The following is an 18462-nucleotide window of genomic DNA, read 5'->3' as shown; positions in this document are numbered from 1 at the left end:
GTTTTATCGATGTGTCTACTGGCTCTGGTGTTCGCGAGCGGCCACGACCACCGCGTGCATGGTCGTCAGAAAGTCGTCGATCGTTGCCCGTTGCTCGGGTGTGAAACGTGCCAGCTCGTCGACTGCTCGGCCGATGACGGGGCCGAAGAACCTGGTGCCGAGTTCCGACGCGTGAGCGGTCACGCGCAGCAGTACTCGGCGGCGATCGGCTGGGTCTGCTTCGCGTGATACCAAGTCGCGCTTGCTCATTCGATCGACCAGGGCGGTGACGGATGCCGATTCGAGGCCCAGCTGTCCGCCGAGCCAGCCGGGTGTGGCACGCGTTCCGGCCCGGTCGGCATCGAGGAGGCAGATCAGCGCGCGGATGTCTGTCGGGTGAAGTGAGTGCTTCTGGGCGAAGTCTGCGCCGAGGAGATCGAGTTCGACGGTGAGCGCTCGCAACTGATGTACGGCGGCGACAGGTTCGGTCATGTGTCGATCCCTCGGGAGTTGCTGTACGAGTAGTCTCTCTATTGTCTACTATCTCGATCATCGAGAGAATAGAGGGTCGCAATGACGCTGGACGGATTCTTCACCGCCTACGACCGAGTGCTGCAGAAGTGGCCGGCTGATACCCAGGCCATCGACGCGAATACGGTGCACGGCACCACACGGATCAACGCCTGCGGACCCGTCGACGGCCCGCCCCTGGTGCTGCTCCCGGGGGCCGGTGCGACGTCGACCGTGTGGTTCGCCAACGTCGCGGCGTTCTCTCGGCACTATCGGGTGTACGCGGTGGACCTCATGGGCGACGTCGGGCGCAGCGTGCCCGGGGAACGCGCCATCGACTCTGTCGAGGAGCTACTGGGTTGGGTGACGGCCGTCCTTGATGAGCTGAACTTGCCAACCGCGGCGCTCTGCGGCCATTCCTACGGCGCGATGATCGCGCTGGCGTACGCCCTGCGCAACGACAGCCGCGTCGACGCGCTGACCCTGCTCGATCCCAATGCCTGCTTCGGCTCCATGAGTCCGCGGTACCTGCTGCACGCGATTCCGATTCTGCTTTCTCCCAACGAAAAGCGACAGCGACGCTTCGTAGCGTGGGAGACCGATGGCCAGGCTTTGGATTCCGACTGGCTCGACGTCCTCGCGCTCGGGGCCGCACATTTCCCGACGGCCAAGACCATCGTTCCGAAGCGGCCGAAGCCCGCTGCGTTCGAGGGATTCGATGTGCGCACCACCGTGGTCCTGGCAGGGAAGGGGAGGGTGCACAACGCCGCTCGGATCGAATCGGCTGTGCATGCCGTTCTGCCGAGTGCGAGGACGGTGATACTCGGGAGCGCCACGCACCACGGGCTACCGATGCATCCCGCCGCCGAGGTGAACGAGATTCTGATGGACTGACGTCAATCGGGTGCAGCCGACCGCGCTCACCGCGGTCGGCTGCACCCGATTTCACTGCGACCTACAGTTCCGACAGCTGCCCGTCGGCCATCGTCCAGTGCCTCGTGCTGCGGACGGTGTCGAGCATTCTGCGGTCGTGCGTCACCAATAGCAGCGTGCCCTCGAAGTTCTCCATCGCGCGTTCCAGTTGTTCGATGGCAGGCAGGTCGAGGTGGTTGGTCGGCTCGTCCAGGACCAGCAGATTGACTCCGCGGGCCTGTAGCAACGCGAGCGCTGCGCGGGTTCGCTCACCGGGCGAGAGCGACGACGCCGGCCGCAGTGCATCGTCGCCGCGTAAACCGAACTTCGCCAGCAGTGTGCGGACATCGGCGTCCGGCCACTCGGGAACTGCAGCGCTCAAAGCGTCGGACACCGTGCCCTCGCCGACGAAATATGCTCGCGCCTGGTCGATTTCGCCGACCGCGACCCCGGATCCCAAAGAGGCCGTGCCCTCGTCCGGGCTGAGCCTGCCCAGCAGAACCGACAGCAACGTCGTCTTGCCGGATCCGTTGGGCCCGGTGATCAGAATGCGATCGCCCCAGTCGATCTGCGTCGTGACCGGTCCGAACGTGAACCCGGATCGCCGCACGAGTGCACCGCCCAACACCGAGACAACGGTGCCGCTCCGGGGAGCCGCCGCGATCTCCATTCGCAGCTCCCATTCCTTGCGGGGTTCCTCGACCACTTCGAGGCGCTCGATGCGACGTTGTGTCTGACGAGCTTTCGCGGCCTGCTTCTCGGTCGATTCGGCGCGGGTCTTGCGGGCGATCTTGTCGTTGTCGGTGGCCTTGCGGCGCGCATTGCGCACCCCCGACTCCATCCAGTTTCGCTGCATCTGCGCCCGAGACTCCAACGCGGACTTGGTGTCTGCGAACTCGTCGTACTTCTCCCTGGCGTGCTGGCGCGCGATTTCGCGCTCCGCCAGATACGACTGGTAGCTGCCGTCGTACACATCGATGCGACGCTGAGCTCGATCGAGCTCCACGACGCCCGTCACTGTGCGTGCCAAAAATTCGCGATCGTGACTGACGACAACGATGGCCGCCCGCGTCGCGACGACGAACTGCTCCAGTTGCTCGAGGCCGGCCAGATCGAGGTCGTTCGTGGGCTCGTCGAGCAGCAGGATGTCGTAGCGCGCGAGCAGAATCGCGGCGAGCCCGGCGCGGGCGGCCTGCCCACCCGACAGGTCCGTCATGAATGCGCTGCCGTCGACCTCGAGGCCGAGGTCCGCCAGCACCTTTGCTGTTCGCTCCGCCAGATCTGCGCCGCCGAGCGCCAGCCACTTCTCCAGCGCCGGGGTGTAGAGGTCCTCATCACTGGACCCCAACGCCTCGGCGGCCGCGTTCATCGACGATTCGGCCTCGGTCACCCCGGTCCGTCGACCGAGGAAGTCCAGCACCGTCTCCCCGGCGATGCGCTCGGGCTCCTGAGCCAGGTAGCCGACCGTGGCGTCGGGCGGGCTGGTGTGGATCTCACCCTCGTGATCGGCGGTTCCCACCCCCGCGAGCAGCGTCAACAGGGTCGATTTGCCCGCACCGTTGGCCCCGACGAGCCCGATCACGTCACCCTCGGCCACCGTCAGATCGAGGCCGGAGAACAGGGTGCGATCGCCGTGGAAAGCGGCGAGATCATCGATACGAAGCGTTGCGGTCACCGAACAAGTATCTCCGGCGCAATGGGAACAGATTCACCGTGCCGCCCGTTGCCATTCGTATGACGTATTCAGCCGAGACCAGTACTGTCCCGACCATCGTGCTCAACGACGGCACGTCCATTCCCCAGCTGGGGTTCGGTGTGTGGCAGGTGCCCGACGACGGTGCCCAGGCCGCGGTGACCGAGGCACTGAAGGTCGGCTACCGCAGTATCGACACCGCCAAGGTGTACGAGAACGAAACCGGCACCGGCCGGGCCATCGCAGAATCCGGCATCGCCCGTGACGAGCTGTTCGTCACCACTAAGCTGTGGAACGACGACCAGGGCTACGACTCCACGTTGAAGGCGTTCGACGCCAGCATGGATCGCCTCGGACTCGAGTACCTCGACCTCTACCTCATCCACTGGCAGCAGCTCGACCGCGACAAGTACATCGACACCTTCAAGGCATTCCAGAAGCTGAAGGCAGACGGCCGCATCGGATCCATCGGCGTCTCCAACTTCACCATCCCCACCCTGGAGAAGCTGATCGACGCCGTCGGTGAGACCCCGTCGGTCAACCAGATCGAGCTGCATCCGCGGCTGATCCAGGAAGAGCTGCGTGCGTTCCACACCTCGAAGGGCATCGCCACCGAGGCCTGGAGCCCACTGGGATCGGGCACCATCCTCGACGAGCCGGTGTTCGCGACCATCGGTGAGGCACACGGCGTCACCCCTGCCCAGGTCATCCTGCGCTGGCACATCCAGCTCGGCAACGTGGTGATCCCCAAGTCGGTCACTCCGAAGCGTATCGCCAGCAACTTCGACGTGTTCGGCTTCGAGCTCAGCAACGACGAGATTCAGCAGATCAACGCCTTGGACTCCGCAGACGGCCGCACCGGCCCCGACCCGGACAAGTTCAGCAGCTGATGTGAGCGGAACTTCGTAGTGGGCTACGAAGTCCGGAGTGGAGCCCGCGGAACGACCACGGGCACAGCGTGCGCATAGGGGGCCTAGTCTGTACCCATGTCCGATTCGCTCGACGGCAGGACCGTTGCCCTCACCGCCGAGCGGCGTGCAGACGAACTGGCCACCATGCTCGAACGCCGCGGCGCGAACATCGTTCACGCCGCGGCGATTCACGTTCTGCCCCTGATCGACGACTCGGAGCTGAAGTCCGCCACCGTGGGCATCGTCGAACGACCGCCGCAGATCGTGGTGATCAGTACCGGCATCGGTTTCCGGGGCTGGCTCGACGCGGCCGCGGATTGGGGTGTCCGCGATGATCTCGTTGCTGCTCTTGCACATTCGCGCGTCATTGCCCGAGGCCCCAAGGCGCGCGGAGCCATTCGCGGTGCCGGGCTGCGGGAGGAATGGTCCCCGGCCACCGAGGCCTCGCAGGAAGTGTCCGCTCATCTCGCCGCCGAGGGTGTTGCCGGCGTGGACATCGCGGTTCAGCTGCACGGGGTGATCACCGAGTGGGAACCGACGATCCATCTCGATGCCGCACTGAGCGAACTCGGGGCACATGTGCGGCCGGTTCCGGTGTACCGGTGGATCCGCCCTCTCGATCAGGCTCCGCTCCTCGATCTGTTGGGGCAGATCATCGACCGCCGCGTGGATGCGGTCACGTTCACCAGCGCCCCGGCGGTGGCCTCGCTTCTCTCGACAGCGAAGGACAACGGCCTGCTCGACGCTTTCCTCGACGCACTTCGCGGCCCTGTCGCCGCCATCTGCGTGGGGCCGGTGACGTCGGCACCGTTGGATGCTTTGGGTGTTCCGACGTCCATGCCGAGCCGGGCGCGGTTGGGCGCGCTGGCGAAGTTCGTGACCGAGCAGCTCGGCTCGCCGTGAACAGTCAGCCCAAGGTGTCGAGCAGCTCCGTCACCGCGGCTCGTCCCGCGCGATTGGCCCCGATCGTGCTTGCGGACGGCCCGTAGCCGAGCAGATGGACGCGATGGTTCGCGGCGACCCGGGTGGTGAGCCTGCCGTCCATGACGATTCCGCCGCCGTGCCCGCGCAGGCGCAGCGGAGCGAGGTGGTCGAGGGCGCTGCGAAAGCCGGTGGCCCACAGGATCACATCGGCGTGCTGACTCGACCCGTCCTCCCACACCACCGAATCTTCCGTGATGGACGAGAACATGGGCTTTCGATCGAGCGCGCCGCGTTTGCGAGCAGCGGCCAACGACGGCGTCAGCAGGAGCCCGGTCACCGAGACGACCGAACCGGGTGGCAGGCCGGCCCGCACCCGCTCCTCGACCATGGCGACGGCCTTGCGTCCGGCATCGTGATCGAATTCGCCGTCCCGGAACACCGGTGGTCGACGTGTCACCCAGGTCGTCGTGGTGACCTGGGAGATTTCGTCGAGCAGTTGGACGGCCGAGATGCCGCCGCCCACCACGACGACGTGCTTGCCCGTGAACTCGTCGGCGGTCCGGTAATCCTTGGTGTGCAGTTGCCTGCCCGTGAACGTCTCGGCACCGTCGTAGTGCGGAACGAACGGCTTCTCCCACGTCCCGGTCGCGTTGATCAGTCCCTCGGCCATGACGACGGTGTCGCCGGCTTCGACCCGGAATCGGGGTTCTCGGTCGCACACGACGGTCACCGTGACGGGGCGTCGAACATGCAGTTCGAAGCGTTCCTCGTACGCGCGGTAGTAGCGGGGGACGGCGTCGGCGGCGCGGATCGTCTCGGCAGGCTCGTCGCCGAGGGTGTCGGCGAAGGCCATACCGGGCAGGTCGTGCACCCCGTTGACGGTGCTCAACGTGAGCGAGGGCCAGCGGAACTGCCACGCGCCACCCGGGCCGGGCGAACGGTCGAGCATCACGAACCCCTCACCGGCGGTCAGTCCCGCGCGATGGAGGTGATAGCCGGCCGAGAGTCCGGCTTGGCCGGCACCGATGACGGCGACCCGAGTGTCGATCATGCAGACCAGTAGATCAGGCCCCGCACTGTCGATTCCTGTACTGGTGGGTAACCTCTGCTGTCGTGATCGGACTTTCTCGTGACGGCGACGTCGTCACCATCGAACTGCAGCGGCCGGATCGACGGAACGCGTTGAACTCCGAGCTGTGCCTGGCGGTGCATCGCGGAGTCGAGCAAGCCGAGCACGACGGCGCGCGGGTCGTGGTCATCACCGGGCAGGGCACCAGCTTCTGCGCGGGCGCGGATCTGACCGGTGATGCGTTTCCCGAGCATTTCGGGCAGATCCTCGAGGAGATGCTGGTCGCCGTCGAGTCTGCGTCCATTCCGGTGGTCGCGGCCATCAACGGCCCGGCCGTGGGGGCAGGCACCCAGTTGGCCATCGCCTGCGATCTGCGGGTCGTCGCGCCGGGTAGCTTCTTCGAGATTCCGTCGACGCGGCTCGGTATCGCGGTGAGCAACTGGACCATCCGACGGCTGGCGGCGCTCGCGGGCGGGGGAGTGGCACGCACGATTCTGCTGGGCGGGGAGCGGGTGCACGCAGATCAGGCGTACTCGTGCGGGTTGGCGAACAAACTCGGCGACGTCGATGTGGCGACGCAGTGGGCGCAGTCCATCACCGAGCTCGCTCCGTTGGCGCTGAAGCATCTCAAGCTGGTGTTCAACGACGATGGAGCACACGATCTTCCGACGCCGGAACAGGCCGCGGCGTTCGAGGCTGCGTGGAGTAGCGAGGACATGAGGGAAGCGCGACGGGCACGTACCGAGAAGCGCGCACCGAAGTTCGTGGGCAGGTGATCTTCGGCGCGCCCGACGCGGGCGATACTGCGTGGTTGCTGGCCAGTACTGCGCTGGTGCTGTTGATGACGCCCGGTCTGGCGTTCTTCTACGGCGGCATGGTGCGCTCGAAGAGCGTACTGAACATGATGATGATGAGTCTGTCGGCGATTGCGGTCGTGTGGTTGCTGTGGCTGGCGTTCGGATTCTCGATGGTGTTCGGCGACAACGTGATCGGCGGGTGGATCGGAAACCCGCTGCAGTACGCCGGTTTCGAGGGTCTGCTGGGCGGGGTGTACACCTCGGCCGGGGGAGCAGTGTCGATCCCGTTGGTGGGAACGGTTCCCGCGCTGGTGTTCGCGGCGTTCCAGGCGGGCTTCGCGATGGTGACGGTGGCGTTGATCTCGGGGGCCGTGGCAGACCGTATGCGCTTCGTCCCCTGGGTCCTGTTCGCGGCACTGTGGTCGACCCTGGTCTATTTCCCGGTGGCGCACTGGGTGTTCTCGCTCGACGGGCTGACGAGTGAGTTCGGTGGGTGGATCACCAACAGGCTCGGTGCCATCGACTTCGCCGGCGGCACAGCGGTGGAGATCAACGCCGGTGTGGCCGGGCTCGTGCTCGCCCTCGTGGTCGGTAAACGTCGGGGTTGGCCGCGAGATCCCATGCGCCCGCACAACCTTCCGGCCGTCATGCTCGGTGCCGGGTTGTTGTGGTTCGGTTGGTTCGGGTTCAACGCGGGATCGTCGCTCGCCGCGGACGGTGTCGCCGCAGTGGCTCTGGTGAACACCATGGGTGCCGGAGCGATGTCCATGGCGGCGTGGCTCGTGGTCGAGAAACTGCGGGACGGGCATGCGACCTCCTTCGGCGCTGCCTCGGGCGTCGTGGCCGGACTGGTCGCCATCACACCCTCGTGCGCGGCGGTCACTCCTGTCGGTGCCGCGGCGATCGGGATCGTGTCGGGTGCGCTGTGTGCTCTGGCCATCGGCCTCAAATACCGCTTCGGCTACGACGATTCGCTCGACGTCGTGGGTGTGCACCTCGTCGGCGGCATCGTCGGAACGCTGATGATCGGACTCGTGGCCAGTGCGCAGATGCCGGCGGGCGTGGACGGTCTGTTCTACGGCGGTGGGCTGCATCAGCTGTGGGTGCAGGCGATCGCGGTGGTGGCGGTGTTCGCGTACTGCGCCGTCGTCACCACCGCAATCACGTTCGCGATCAAGGCGGTCATGGGAGTGCGCGCCGACGCGCAACACGAAGCCGACGGACTCGACGAGCACGAGCACGCCGAGTCCGCCTACGACTTCGGAGTGAGTCACGGCGGCAGCAACAAACCGGGTCTTTTCGGTAAGTAGGGACAACCCGCGCGAGTCGTTTACCAACGGATTTTACTTCGAAAGTCGTTCTGTCCCTTTTGAGTCGATGCGTCGGATCGTTGTTCGGTTCGACCCCGTTCGTTCATCTTCGGTTCGCCTGGCCCGCGTGTTCCACCCATAGTTTTTCGCTGCTCGCATCGAGTGATGGACACGACGAAAGACTGAGGAACATGAAGCTGACTCGATTCGCGGCAACGTCCGCATTGGTCATTGCAGCGATGACGACCGCCATGGGCACCGCCTACGCCGATCCGGCACCGGCCGTTGCCGCTCCGGTCGGTTGGAACGTCACCCAGGCCGGTAGCCAGGTAATCGTCGACACGACGGCCGGCACCCTGAGCAACGAGGACAACCACCTCGTCGTCCGCGACGCCAATGGCGTCCTGGTGGACTCCGTGCCCCTGGCCATTGCCGCAGACGGGTTCTCGCACCCCGTCGCCGCCGTCATCGACGGAAACCACGCCACCCTGACCGCCGATGTCTCGCCCGCCGCGGCAACCCCGGTCTCCGCAGGCCTCCCCGGCCTGCAGCAGGTCGACCTGCCCGCCGCAGTCTCCGGCGTCAAGGACAACATCAGCCTCTCCGCATCGGTCGGCGGATTCCTCGGAGCCGCAACCGGTCTGGTCACCGGTTGCTTCCTCGGAGCCATCGCTGCGGGCACCGTCTCGGCTCCTGCACTGCTGCTCTTCGGTGCCGCACCGGTTGCCGGATGCGTCGGCGGCGCACTGCTTCTCGGCTCGGGTGCGTCCCTCGCCGGTACCGCCATCGGTGGCCTCGGTGCCATCGCAGGCAACGCAGGTCAGTTCATTCAGCTCCTCAACGCTCCCCCCGCTGCCAAGAAGTAGTTCTCGGTAGTGCTGTGGCCCGCAACGGACTTTCGTCGCGGGCCACAGTCGTCGGGACGTTGTCGGTGCTAGCGGGCCAGCGCCAGGTCTGCCACATGCGCGCGTCGAGCCGCCGTCACGAGTTCGACGACGGCCTCGGCCACCTCGTGTGCTCGTTCGAGAATCACCATGTGCCCGGCCTGCGCGACCCGTACGAGGCGGGCGTCGGGCAGGTGGGCGGCAAGGGTTTCCGAGTGTCGCATCGGGGTCATCAGGTCGTCCGAGCCGCACAGCACCAGCGTGGGAATCGAGGCGAGTGCGGCCAGGCCGGCCACCTCGTCGAGTGCGCAGAAGGCCCCGAGAAACCCCGCCATCGTCACGATGGACGTCTCACCGAGCATCGCCGTCGCCAGCGTCACCACCCGGGGACTCACCTTGCGGGATCCGCATCCGGCCGTCCGCACTATCGGCGCACACACCCCGCGACTGAGCCTCTTGGCACCCGACATCAGTCGAGGGGCGCGTCGAACAGCGGCTCGAAATGCCGACACTGCGGGATGGGCGAGGCAACTGCCGAGTCCGTCGTCGGTGATCCCACCGGCCGACGTCGCGATCAGACCGACCCCGACCAGACGCGAGCCGATCGCCTCGGGGTTCTGACGCGCATAGGACAGCGCTGTCATTCCGCCCATCGAATGCCCGACGACGACGAACGGGCCGGACGGAATCACCGCGCGGATGACGTCTGCCAGATCCTCTCCGAGTCGGTCCATGGTGCAGCTATCCGGTGCGGCCGCGGTCGACTCGCCGTGACCCCGGTGGTCGTACATCACGATCCGTACGTCGTCTCCCCAGCTGCGCTCCACCTGTCGGCGCAGATCGGTCCACGACTGCATGCGTAGACAGTGCCCGTGCACGAACACCACGGTCAGGGGCGCATCGGGATGGCCGAACTCGCGCACTGCCAGCGCCGTGCCGTCGCCGGCGGCGACTGTACTGCGGCGACCGACCTGATGGGTCTGCTCGCTGGTGATCATGGGCGCTCCGTGGGTCGGGTGGCACGTGCTGCGAGGACGGTGTTGTCCGGTACTTCGTTTCCACGACACGCCGTGTTACCTGAATCACATTGTCTTTCGATGTGATAGCCGATCAGACCAAGCCGGGTGGCAATCTGCACCGAAGTACTGGTGAGCGTTCAGGAGAGGACGCGCGTTGCCAGTGAGGAGATCGGCCATGAGTTTCGGCATGGACAGGCTCGAGGATGTTGTGCCTCGCGCCGTTGCGGGAGATCGACTCGCTCTCGAACAGGTGCTGGTGCTGATCCAGCCACCGGTTCGGCGCTACTGCGCCGCCCGGATCGGGAATCTCGACGTGGCCGCCGACGATGTGGTGCAGGAGGTCTGCCTCGCACTGGTCACCGCCATTCCCAAGTACCGAGACATGGGCAAGCCGTTCATGGCCTTCGTGTACGGGATCGCCGCTCACAAGCTCGCCGACGCCGGCCGCAAATCGGCTCTGCGACAGTCGTTCTCGATCGACGAGATGCCCGAGGAGCAATCCACCGAAGCCGGGCCGGAGCAACTCGCGCTCGGCGACGAACTGCGTAGCCATACCCAGGCATTGATGGACACCCTGCCGACCAAGTACCGCAAGATCATTCTGATGCGAGTGGTGTGGGGCCTGACGGCACCGCAAACCGGTGAAGCACTGGGGATGACGGCCGGAGCTGTGCGGGTGGCCCAGCATCGGGCGATGAACATGTTGCGCGCCGAGCTGTCGAACTTCTCGCTGCTGGCAGCGCGCGCCGCCGCCGCCTGATTTCCCGGCGCAGCGCACGCATTCGGGTCGGATGTCCGAATCGCCGGATTGAGTAACAGTAGCTACATCAACGCAAGACACCCTGGCAACGTGGCGGTTCTACGTTGTTGATCCATGACCGCCGTACAGCCAGCGCCGACAGACACCGCGCTCAAAGAGACGAGAGGACTACACGCTGCGCTTCGCGCCGCGTAGCTACCGTAAATGGGGAACCGGTGTTGTCGCGACGTCTGCGCTCGGCGGAATCGCGTATCTCGCGGACTTCGCCATCGGTGCCAACATCGGAATCTCCTACGGAACCGGCAACGCACTCTGGGGCATCCTGGTGTTCGCGGTCGTCATCTTCCTGACCGGGCTCCCGCTCGCCTACTACGCTGCTCGATACAACATCGACCTCGATCTGATCACCCGTGGAAGCGGATTCGGCTACTACGGATCGGTGGTCACCAACGTCATCTTCGCGACGTTCACCTTCATCTTCTTCGCGCTCGAGGGTTCGATCATGGCGCAGGGACTCGAACTCGGCTTGGGTGTCCCGTTGCCCATCGGGTACGCGGTGTCGACGATCATGGTTATTCCGTTGGTGATCTACGGCATGAAAGCCCTTGCCAAGCTTCAGGTCTGGACCACTCCGCTCTGGTTGGTGCTGATGGTGCTGCCGTTCGTCTACCTGGTGATCAGCAATCCCGATTCGGTCGGGGAGTTCTTCGCCTACGGCGGTCAGGACGGTGCCGACGGCAAGGGCGTCAACATCGGATCGGTGATGCTCGCGGCGGGCGTGTGTCTGTCGTTGATCGCTCAGATCGCCGAGCAGATCGACTACCTGCGATTCATGCCGCCCAAGACTCCCGAGAACTCCCGACGCTGGTGGACGGCAGTGCTTCTCGCTGGACCGGGCTGGGTCATCTTCGGCGCACTCAAGCAGGTCGTCGGCCTGTTCCTCGCCGTGTACCTCATCGCCAACGTGGTCGACGGTTCGAGCATCGCCAACGAGCCGGTGCACCAGTTCCTCGAGATCTACGAGAACTTCATGCCGGGCTGGCTGGCGATGACCCTCGCGGTGATCCTGGTCGTCATCAGCCAGATCAAGATCAACGTCACCAACGCCTACTCCGGGTCACTGGCGTGGACCAACTCCTACACCCGCCTCACCAAGACGTACCCGGGCCGCATGGTGTTCGTGTTGTTCAACCTCGCCATTGCACTGATCCTGATGGAAGCCAACATGTTCGACTTCCTCAACAGCATCCTCGGCTTCTACGCCAACTGCGGTATCGCGTGGATCGCCGTGGTGGCGTCGGACATCGTGTTCAACAAATACATCCTGGGGCTCTCGCCCAAGGTGCCCGAGTTCCGACGCGGCATGCTCTACAACATCAACCCGGTCGGCTTCGGATCGATGGCGGTATCGGCGATCCTGTCGATTCTGGTGTTCTTCGGCGCATTCGGATCTGCGATCAAACCGTATTCGCCCATCGTGGCTCTCGTTCTCGCTCTGGTTCTTCCGCCCATCCTGGCGGTGGCGACCAAGGGCAAATACTACCTGCGTCGCACCGACGACGGCATCGATCTGCCGATGTTCGACGAGCACGGCAACCCGTCCGACGCGCTCGTGATGTGCCACGTCAGCGGCATGGAATTCGAGCGACCCGACATGATCGCATCCAACGTGCCGGGGCCGAACGGGGAGAAGCAGTACATCAGTTCGCTGTCGCTGAGCACCGACAAGACGGGGGAGCACATCCTGCCCCCGCAGTGAGTGCGGCTGCGCCGCAGTGGTGTGGTTGTGCGCCGCCCAGGGCACATGACCACACCACTGCCGCAGGCACTCAGATCGTGCGGGTCAACCGATCGGCGAGCAGCTTGGAGAATTTCGCCGGGTCCTTGAGCTCGGTGCCTTCGGCCAACAAGGCCGTCGCGTAGAGCAATTCGGCGGTCTCGGCGAGATGCGGATCGTCGCTGCGATCCTCGCGAGCCTTCTTCAAACCCGTCACCAGATCGTGGGTGGGGTTGAGTTCGAGGATGCGCTTGGAGGTCGGTACGAACTGGCCCGAGGCCTTGTACATCTTCTCGAGCTGCGGGGAGAAGCTGAACTCGTCACCGACGACGCAGGCCGGTGACGTCGTCAGTCGTGTCGACAGACGTACCTCCTTCACGTCCTCGCCGAGGGTCTCGGTGAGCCAGGTCAGCAAGTCTGCGAATTCCTTGTCCTGCTCCTCGCGCTTGGCCTCGGACTCCTTCTTCTCCTCTTCGGTGTCGAGGTCCACCTCGCCCTTCGCGATGGACTGGAACGACTTTCCGTCGAAGTCGGTGACGTTGCCGACCCACACCTCGTCGACCGAATCGGTGAGCAGCAGCACCTCGAGCCCGCGAGCCTTGAACGCCTCCATGTGCGGCGAGCTCTCGATCTGCTGACGCGATTCGCCGGTCATGTAGTAGATCTGCTGCTGGCCGTCCTTCATCCGGTCCACGTACTCGGCGAGGGTGGTCACGCCATCCTCGGAGTTGGTGGACGCGAACGACGCGATGCCCAAAAGGGTTTCGCGGTTGTCGCTGTCGGAGATCAGGCCCTCCTTGAGGACCGTTCCGAACTGCGACCACAGCGTCTTGTACTTGTCGGGCTGCTCGCTCTGCAGCTCCTTGACCGTGGAGAGCACCTTCTTGGTGAGGCGTCGACGGATCGCGCGGATCTGCCGGTCCTGCTGCAGGATTTCGCGAGAGACGTTGAGCGAGAGGTCCGCTGCGTCGACGACACCCTTGACGAAGCGCAGGTACTCGGGCAGCAGTTCCTGCGAGTCGTCCATGATGAACACGCGCTTGACGTACAGGTGCACGCCGGCCTTGCTCTCGCGCATGAACAAGTCGAACGGCGCCTGCGACGGAATGAACAGCAGCGCTTGGTATTCGAACGTGCCCTCGGCCTTGAACGGGATGACCTCGAGCGGCTCGTCCCAGGCGTGGCTGACGTGCTTGTAGAACTCCTTGTACTCCTCCTCGGACACCTCGTCCTTGGAGCGGGTCCACAGCGCCTTCTGCGAGTTGATCGTTTCGGTCTCGATCGTGACGGTGTCCTCGCCGCCTTCCTCTTCGCTCTTGACGCGCTTCTCGACGTCGATGCGAATGGGCCAGGCGATGAAGTCGGAGTACTTCTTGACCAGTTCCTTGATCTTGCGCTCGGACGCGTAATCGTGGAGGTGGTCCTCCTCGTCGGCCGGCTTGAGGGCCAGCGTCACCGAGGAACCCTGCGGGGCGTCGTCGACGTCGGTGATCTCGTAGGTGCCCTCGCCGGTGGATTCCCACTTGGTGGCGGCGGCTTCGCCGGCCTTGCGGGTGAGCAGCGTGACCTTCTCGGCCACCATGAACGTCGAGTAGAAGCCGATGCCGAACTGGCCGATGAGCTCCTCGGAGGCGGCCGCGTCCTTGGCTTCCTTGAGCTTCTTGCGTACCTCGGCGGTGCCCGACTTGGCCAGTGTGCCGATGAGGTCGATGACCTCGGAGCGGGACATACCGATGCCGTTGTCCCGGATGGTGAGGGTACGAGCGGAGGAGTCGATGTCGATCTCGATGCGCAGATCCGAGACGTCGACGTCCAGGTCCTTGTTGCGGTACGACTCCAGGCGCAGCTTGTCCAGCGCGTCCGAGGAGTTCGAGATCAGTTCACGGAGAAAGCTGTCCTTGTTGGAGTAGATGGAGTGCACCATCAGATCCAGGAGCTGACGCGTCTCCGCCTGGAATTCGAGCTGTTCGGTACTCAATGTCTCCCCTTCTAGCAGCAAAACCGACGCGAATAATATACGGCAAGGCTACGGGTGAGCTGCGAAGACGTCGGCGCCGCCTACTCTGGGGACCGTGACGAAGACGAAGTTCGTACTGGGAGCCGCCGCAGCACTGAGCGGTGCATGGTTGGCACGCGCGACGTGGGGGCTGCCGTCGGCGATCGGTGCCAGGCGCGTGCACATCACCCCGTACGCCGCCGGCTCTCCGCGCTACCGCGATCGCCGGTTCCACAACTCCGACCCGAGCTCGAGCTACGTTCCCGGGCGCGGCGAGAAGGGGCAGCAGAACATGTTCGTCTCGCTCGTCACCGAACGTGGCAAGGGCAGGCCCCAGCGCCCGATTCCGCTGGCGCCGCCGATCGCGCCGGTGGACGCGGGCGAACTGGCGGTCACCTGGTACGGCCACTCGAGTGTGCTCATCGAGGTCGACGGTTACCGCGTTCTCGCCGATCCGGTGTGGAGCAACCGCGTGTCCCCGTCCTCGGTGGTGGGGCCGGCACGGCTGCATCCGACGCCGGTCGAGTTGGTCGATCTGCCGCGCGTCGACGCCATCGTGATCTCCCACGATCATTACGACCACCTCGACAAGGCGACGGTGCAGAAGCTGGCGAGCATTCAGTCGGCACCGTTCGTCGTGCCACTGGGAATCGGCGCGCATCTGCGCAAGTGGCGGGTGCCCGAGGCGCGCATCGTCGAACTGGACTGGGACGAGCAGACGAACATCGGCGGCCTCACCGTCACGTGCACAGAGGCTCGGCATTTCTCCGGCCGCGGTCTGACCCGGGACTCGACGCAGTGGGCGTCCTGGGCCTTCGCCGGCCCCGTTCGACGCGTCTTCTTCGGCGGCGACACCGGCTACACACCGAAGTTCGCCGAGATCGGCAGCAACTACGGCCCCTTCGATCTGACGCTGCTGCCCGTCGGGGCCTACGACGTGCGGTGGCCGGACATCCACATGAACCCGGAGGAAGCGGTCACGGCGCACATCGATCTGACGGCGTCGGGCATCTTCGTCCCGATTCACTGGGCCACGTTCAATCTGGCCTTTCATCCGTGGTCGGAGCCGATAGTGCGGCTGCACGCCGCCGCCGAGGACGTCGGAGTGCAGGTGGCGGTGCCGATGCCGGGGCAACGAATAGACGGCACGCGAACGCTGCACGACGATCGTTGGTGGTCTCGGCTGGGCTGACCGAACCCTACTAGGCTGCACCCATGTCTATCGACGCCGATGCGCAGCGGGACGCCGGGCTGACCGAGGCGGACGTCGCCAGGCTCAGGGCCGAGGGAAAGTCGAACGACGTTCCGGCCCGAGCTTCTCGGTCGGTCCGCGACATCGTCCGTGGCAACGTCTTCACTCGCATCAACGCGATTCTGGGTGTGCTGTTGATCATCGTGCTGTCCACCGGTTCGGTGATCGACGGCATGTTCGGGCTGTTGATCGTCGCCAACAGTGGCATCGGCATCGTGCAGGAGATCCGCGCCAAACGCACCCTGGATCGGTTGGCCATCGTGGGGCAGAACAAGCCCCAGGTTCGACGCGACGGCGTCTCGAAGCAGATCCCGCCCGACGAGGTCGTACTCGGCGACGTCGTCGAACTGGGTCCCGGTGATCAGATCGTCGTCGACGGTGAGGTGATCGAGACCGCGAGCCTGGAGGTCGACGAGTCGTTGCTCACCGGCGAGGCGGACACGGTGCACAAACTCGAAGCGGCGCAGGTGCTTTCGGGCAGCTTCGTCGTGTCGGGCAGCGGTGCGTACCGCGCGACGAAGGTCGGGCGTGACGCCTACGCAGCCAACCTCGCCGAGGAGGCCAGCAAGTTCACCCTGGTCAAGTCCGAGTTGCGCAGCGGCATCGACAAGATCTTGAAATTCATCACGTACCTGATGATTCCGGCCGGTGCGCTGATCATCTACAACCAATTGTTCTCCAGCGGGCAGGCTTTGGGTCCTGCGCTCAACGGCATGGTCGCCGCGCTCGTCCCGATGGTCCCCGAGGGCCTGGTGCTGATGACGTCGATCGCCTTCGCGGTGGGCGTCATCAGGCTCGGTCAACGGCAGTGCCTGGTGCAGGAGCTGCCCGCGATCGAGGGACTCGCCCGCGTCGACGTGGTGTGCGCCGACAAGACCGGAACCCTCACCGAGAACGGGATGCGGCTGTCGGAGTTGGTGCTGATGGACGAGGACCACTCCGGCCCGGTGACAAGTGCATTGGCGTCGCTCGCCCACGACGACCCGCGGCCCAACGCCAGCGTGCAGGCCGTGGGCGAGGCGTATCCCGACGCGCCGGGGTGGACGCAGACGGCCGTTGCGCCGTTCTCCTCGGCCAAGAAGTGGAGTGGACTGTCGTACGGCGAGCACGGGCATTGGTTGCTCGGTGCCCCGGACGTGCTGCTCGACGCCTCCTCCGACATCGCCCGTCGTGCCGAGGAGACAGGCTCGCGTGGTCTACGGGTGTTGCTGCTCGCCAGCTCCGACCGCTCGGTCGACGACGGCGAAGCGCCCGGAGTCGTGACCCCGCGTGCACTGGTGATTCTCGAGCAGAAGGTGCGCGAGGATGCCCGAGACACGTTGGAGTACTTCGCCAGCCAGCACGTCCAGGTCAAGGTCATCTCCGGCGACAATGCCGTCTCGGTCGGTGCGGTCGCGGGATCGCTCGGCCTGCCCGGTGGCGACGCCCCGATCGACGCGCGCGATCTGCCCGAGGACTCCGAGAAACTGGCCGACACTCTCGCGAATTCCACCACCTTCGGCCGAGTCCGACCGGATCAGAAGCGGGCGATGGTGGGCGCGTTGCAATCTCGCGGCCACACGGTCGCGATGACCGGCGACGGTGTCAACGACGTGCTCGCGCTCAAGGACGCCGATATCGGTGTCTCGATGGGTTCGGGAAGTGCCGCCACCCGAGCCGTCGCGCAGATCGTGTTGTTGGACAACAAGTTCGCCACCCTGCCCTACGTGGTAGGGGAGGGGCGACGCGTCATCGGCAACATCGAACGCGTCTCCAATCTGTTCCTCACCAAGACGGTGTACTCGGTACTGCTGGCGTTCCTCATCGGGCTCTCGGGCGTGCTGTCGCAGATCTTCCACTTCGAGCCGATCCCGTATCCCTTCCTCCCGCGGCACGTGACGATCGCAGCGTGGTTCACCATCGGCATCCCGGCCTTCGTGCTCTCGCTCGCGCCCAACAACGAGCGGGCGCGCAGTGGATTCGTCTCGCGGGTGATGCGGCTGGCCGTCCCGTCCGGATTGATCGTCGGCTCCTGCACGTTCGTCTCCTACCTGCTGGTCTATGCCGGCCCGAACGCCACCGAGACCCAGGTGACGCAGGCCAGTACCACCGCGCTGATCACCCTGATCATGATCGCGCTGTGGGTGTTGGCCGTCGTCGCGCGGCCCTACAACTGGTGGAAGATCGTGCTGCTCGGCGGGTCGGTCGGTGGCTACCTGCTGCTGTTCGCGATCCCGTTCTGCCGCACCTTCTTCAAACTCGATCCGTCCAATGTGGGGGCCACCACCAGTGCTCTGATCATCGGCGGTATCGGAATCGCGCTCGTCGAGGTTGCCCATCGATTCGGATCGGCGCTGCGCAATCGAACATCACTACGCAACACGCAGTACAAAACGTAAGCTTCCGGATGTTCGATCATTCCAGCGACAGGAGACAGTCATGGGCTTCGCAGACAATCTGAAGGGCATCGTCGACAAGGGCAAGGATCTTGCGGCCGAGAACTCGGACAAGATCGACGACGTCGTGGAGAAGGCGGGGGACTTCATCGACAACAAGACCGGTGGCAAGTACTCCGATCAGATCGACAAGGTCCAGGAAGCAGCCAAGAAGGCGATTCCGGACAAGTAGGACCTTTCGGTCTCCTCGTACAGGTGATCGTGGCCGTCGGTCGTGCCCCAGGGCGCGGCTGA

Annotated in this window: 15 protein-coding genes and 1 pseudogene; 11 read left to right on the top strand and 5 right to left on the bottom strand. The window is 65.0% G+C overall.

Annotated features, from left to right (window positions below; translation table 11 throughout):
- Nucleotides 1-15 precede the first annotated feature (15 nt).
- Nucleotides 16-471, bottom strand: coding sequence for a MarR family winged helix-turn-helix transcriptional regulator (locus CH296_RS03460; RefSeq protein ID WP_094684024.1), 456 nt, complete (start codon nucleotides 469-471; stop codon nucleotides 16-18).
- Nucleotides 472-552: 81 nt separating this feature from the next.
- On the opposite strand from CH296_RS03460, the gene CH296_RS03455 reads away from it, so the two are divergent.
- Nucleotides 553-1383 (top strand): alpha/beta fold hydrolase, encoded by an 831-nt coding sequence (locus CH296_RS03455; RefSeq protein ID WP_094684023.1) that lies wholly within the window; start codon nucleotides 553-555, stop codon nucleotides 1381-1383.
- A 61-nt stretch (nucleotides 1384-1444) separates the two neighbouring features.
- On the opposite strand, the gene CH296_RS03450 is transcribed toward CH296_RS03455, so the two are convergent.
- Nucleotides 1445-3076 (bottom strand): ABC-F family ATP-binding cassette domain-containing protein, encoded by a 1632-nt coding sequence (locus CH296_RS03450; RefSeq protein WP_094684022.1) that lies wholly within the window; start codon nucleotides 3074-3076, stop codon nucleotides 1445-1447.
- A gap of 59 nt (nucleotides 3077-3135) precedes the next feature.
- On the opposite strand from CH296_RS03450, the gene CH296_RS03445 reads away from it, so the two are divergent.
- Both CH296_RS03445 and CH296_RS03440 read left to right on the top strand, forming a co-directional pair.
- Nucleotides 3136-3984 carry an aldo/keto reductase gene (locus CH296_RS03445; RefSeq protein WP_045200257.1) on the top strand — a complete coding sequence of 283 codons (849 nt, stop codon included), beginning with the start codon at nucleotides 3136-3138 and terminating at the stop codon, nucleotides 3982-3984.
- 96 nt (nucleotides 3985-4080) lie between these two features.
- On the top strand, nucleotides 4081-4908 hold the full coding sequence (locus CH296_RS03440) for a uroporphyrinogen-III synthase (protein WP_094684021.1): 828 nt from the start codon (nucleotides 4081-4083) through the stop codon (nucleotides 4906-4908).
- Between the two features lie 4 nt (nucleotides 4909-4912).
- On the opposite strand, the gene CH296_RS03435 is transcribed toward CH296_RS03440, so the two are convergent.
- Nucleotides 4913-5980 carry an NAD(P)-binding domain-containing protein gene (locus CH296_RS03435; protein WP_094683183.1) on the bottom strand — a complete coding sequence of 356 codons (1068 nt, stop codon included), beginning with the start codon at nucleotides 5978-5980 and terminating at the stop codon, nucleotides 4913-4915.
- A 62-nt stretch (nucleotides 5981-6042) separates the two neighbouring features.
- Here CH296_RS03435 and CH296_RS03430 point away from each other — a divergent pair, with 62 nt between their 5' ends.
- From CH296_RS03430 to CH296_RS03420, 3 genes are all read left to right on the top strand, one after another.
- The gene (locus CH296_RS03430) at nucleotides 6043-6774 is read left to right on the top strand and encodes an enoyl-CoA hydratase (protein ID WP_094658485.1); all 732 of its coding nucleotides are present in this window, start codon (nucleotides 6043-6045) and stop codon (nucleotides 6772-6774) included.
- Complete coding sequence (locus tag CH296_RS03425) at nucleotides 6771-8105, top strand: ammonium transporter (protein WP_094684020.1); 1335 nt, start codon at nucleotides 6771-6773, stop codon at nucleotides 8103-8105. Before CH296_RS03430 ends, CH296_RS03425 begins: the two co-directional genes overlap by 4 nt.
- A 191-nt stretch (nucleotides 8106-8296) precedes the next feature.
- Nucleotides 8297-8971 (top strand): hypothetical protein, encoded by a 675-nt coding sequence (locus CH296_RS03420; RefSeq protein ID WP_032395809.1) that lies wholly within the window; start codon nucleotides 8297-8299, stop codon nucleotides 8969-8971.
- Nucleotides 8972-9039: 68 nt separating this feature from the next.
- On the opposite strand, the gene CH296_RS03415 is transcribed toward CH296_RS03420, so the two are convergent.
- Entirely contained in the window at nucleotides 9040-9987 is a 948-nt protein-coding gene (locus CH296_RS03415) for an alpha/beta fold hydrolase (protein ID WP_032395808.1), read from the bottom strand.
- Nucleotides 9988-10183: 196 nt separating this feature from the next.
- Between CH296_RS03415 and shbA the strand changes: the two genes are divergently transcribed.
- On the top strand, nucleotides 10184-10768 hold the full coding sequence (gene shbA / locus CH296_RS03410; RefSeq protein WP_032395807.1) for an RNA polymerase sigma factor ShbA: 585 nt from the start codon (nucleotides 10184-10186) through the stop codon (nucleotides 10766-10768).
- Nucleotides 10769-10882: 114 nt separating this feature from the next.
- Nucleotides 10883-12527 (top strand): annotated as a pseudogene (locus CH296_RS03405) (cytosine permease).
- 70 nt (nucleotides 12528-12597) lie between these two features.
- Here the strand turns inward: CH296_RS03405 and htpG are convergent.
- On the bottom strand, nucleotides 12598-14523 hold the full coding sequence (gene htpG, locus CH296_RS03400; protein ID WP_094684018.1) for a molecular chaperone HtpG: 1926 nt from the start codon (nucleotides 14521-14523) through the stop codon (nucleotides 12598-12600).
- Between the two features lie 85 nt (nucleotides 14524-14608).
- Between htpG and CH296_RS03395 the strand changes: the two genes are divergently transcribed.
- The 3 genes from CH296_RS03395 to CH296_RS03385 are packed head-to-tail and all read left to right on the top strand — an operon-like array spanning nucleotide 14609 to nucleotide 18400.
- The gene (locus CH296_RS03395; RefSeq protein ID WP_371828372.1) at nucleotides 14609-15733 is read left to right on the top strand and encodes an MBL fold metallo-hydrolase; all 1125 of its coding nucleotides are present in this window, start codon (nucleotides 14609-14611) and stop codon (nucleotides 15731-15733) included.
- Between the two features lie 23 nt (nucleotides 15734-15756).
- Nucleotides 15757-18171, top strand: coding sequence for an HAD-IC family P-type ATPase (locus tag CH296_RS03390; protein ID WP_094684017.1), 2415 nt, complete (start codon nucleotides 15757-15759; stop codon nucleotides 18169-18171).
- A gap of 40 nt (nucleotides 18172-18211) precedes the next feature.
- Nucleotides 18212-18400: an antitoxin gene (locus CH296_RS03385; protein ID WP_032395803.1), complete on the top strand. Its 189-nt coding sequence runs from the start codon at nucleotides 18212-18214 to the stop codon at nucleotides 18398-18400.
- Nucleotides 18401-18462: the final 62 nt, after the last annotated feature.

The sequence above is a fragment of the Rhodococcus sp. 14-2496-1d genome, from assembly GCF_002259365.1.
GTDB lineage: Bacteria > Actinomycetota > Actinomycetes > Mycobacteriales > Mycobacteriaceae > Rhodococcoides.
This window is presented reverse-complemented; position numbering and strand designations above follow the sequence as displayed.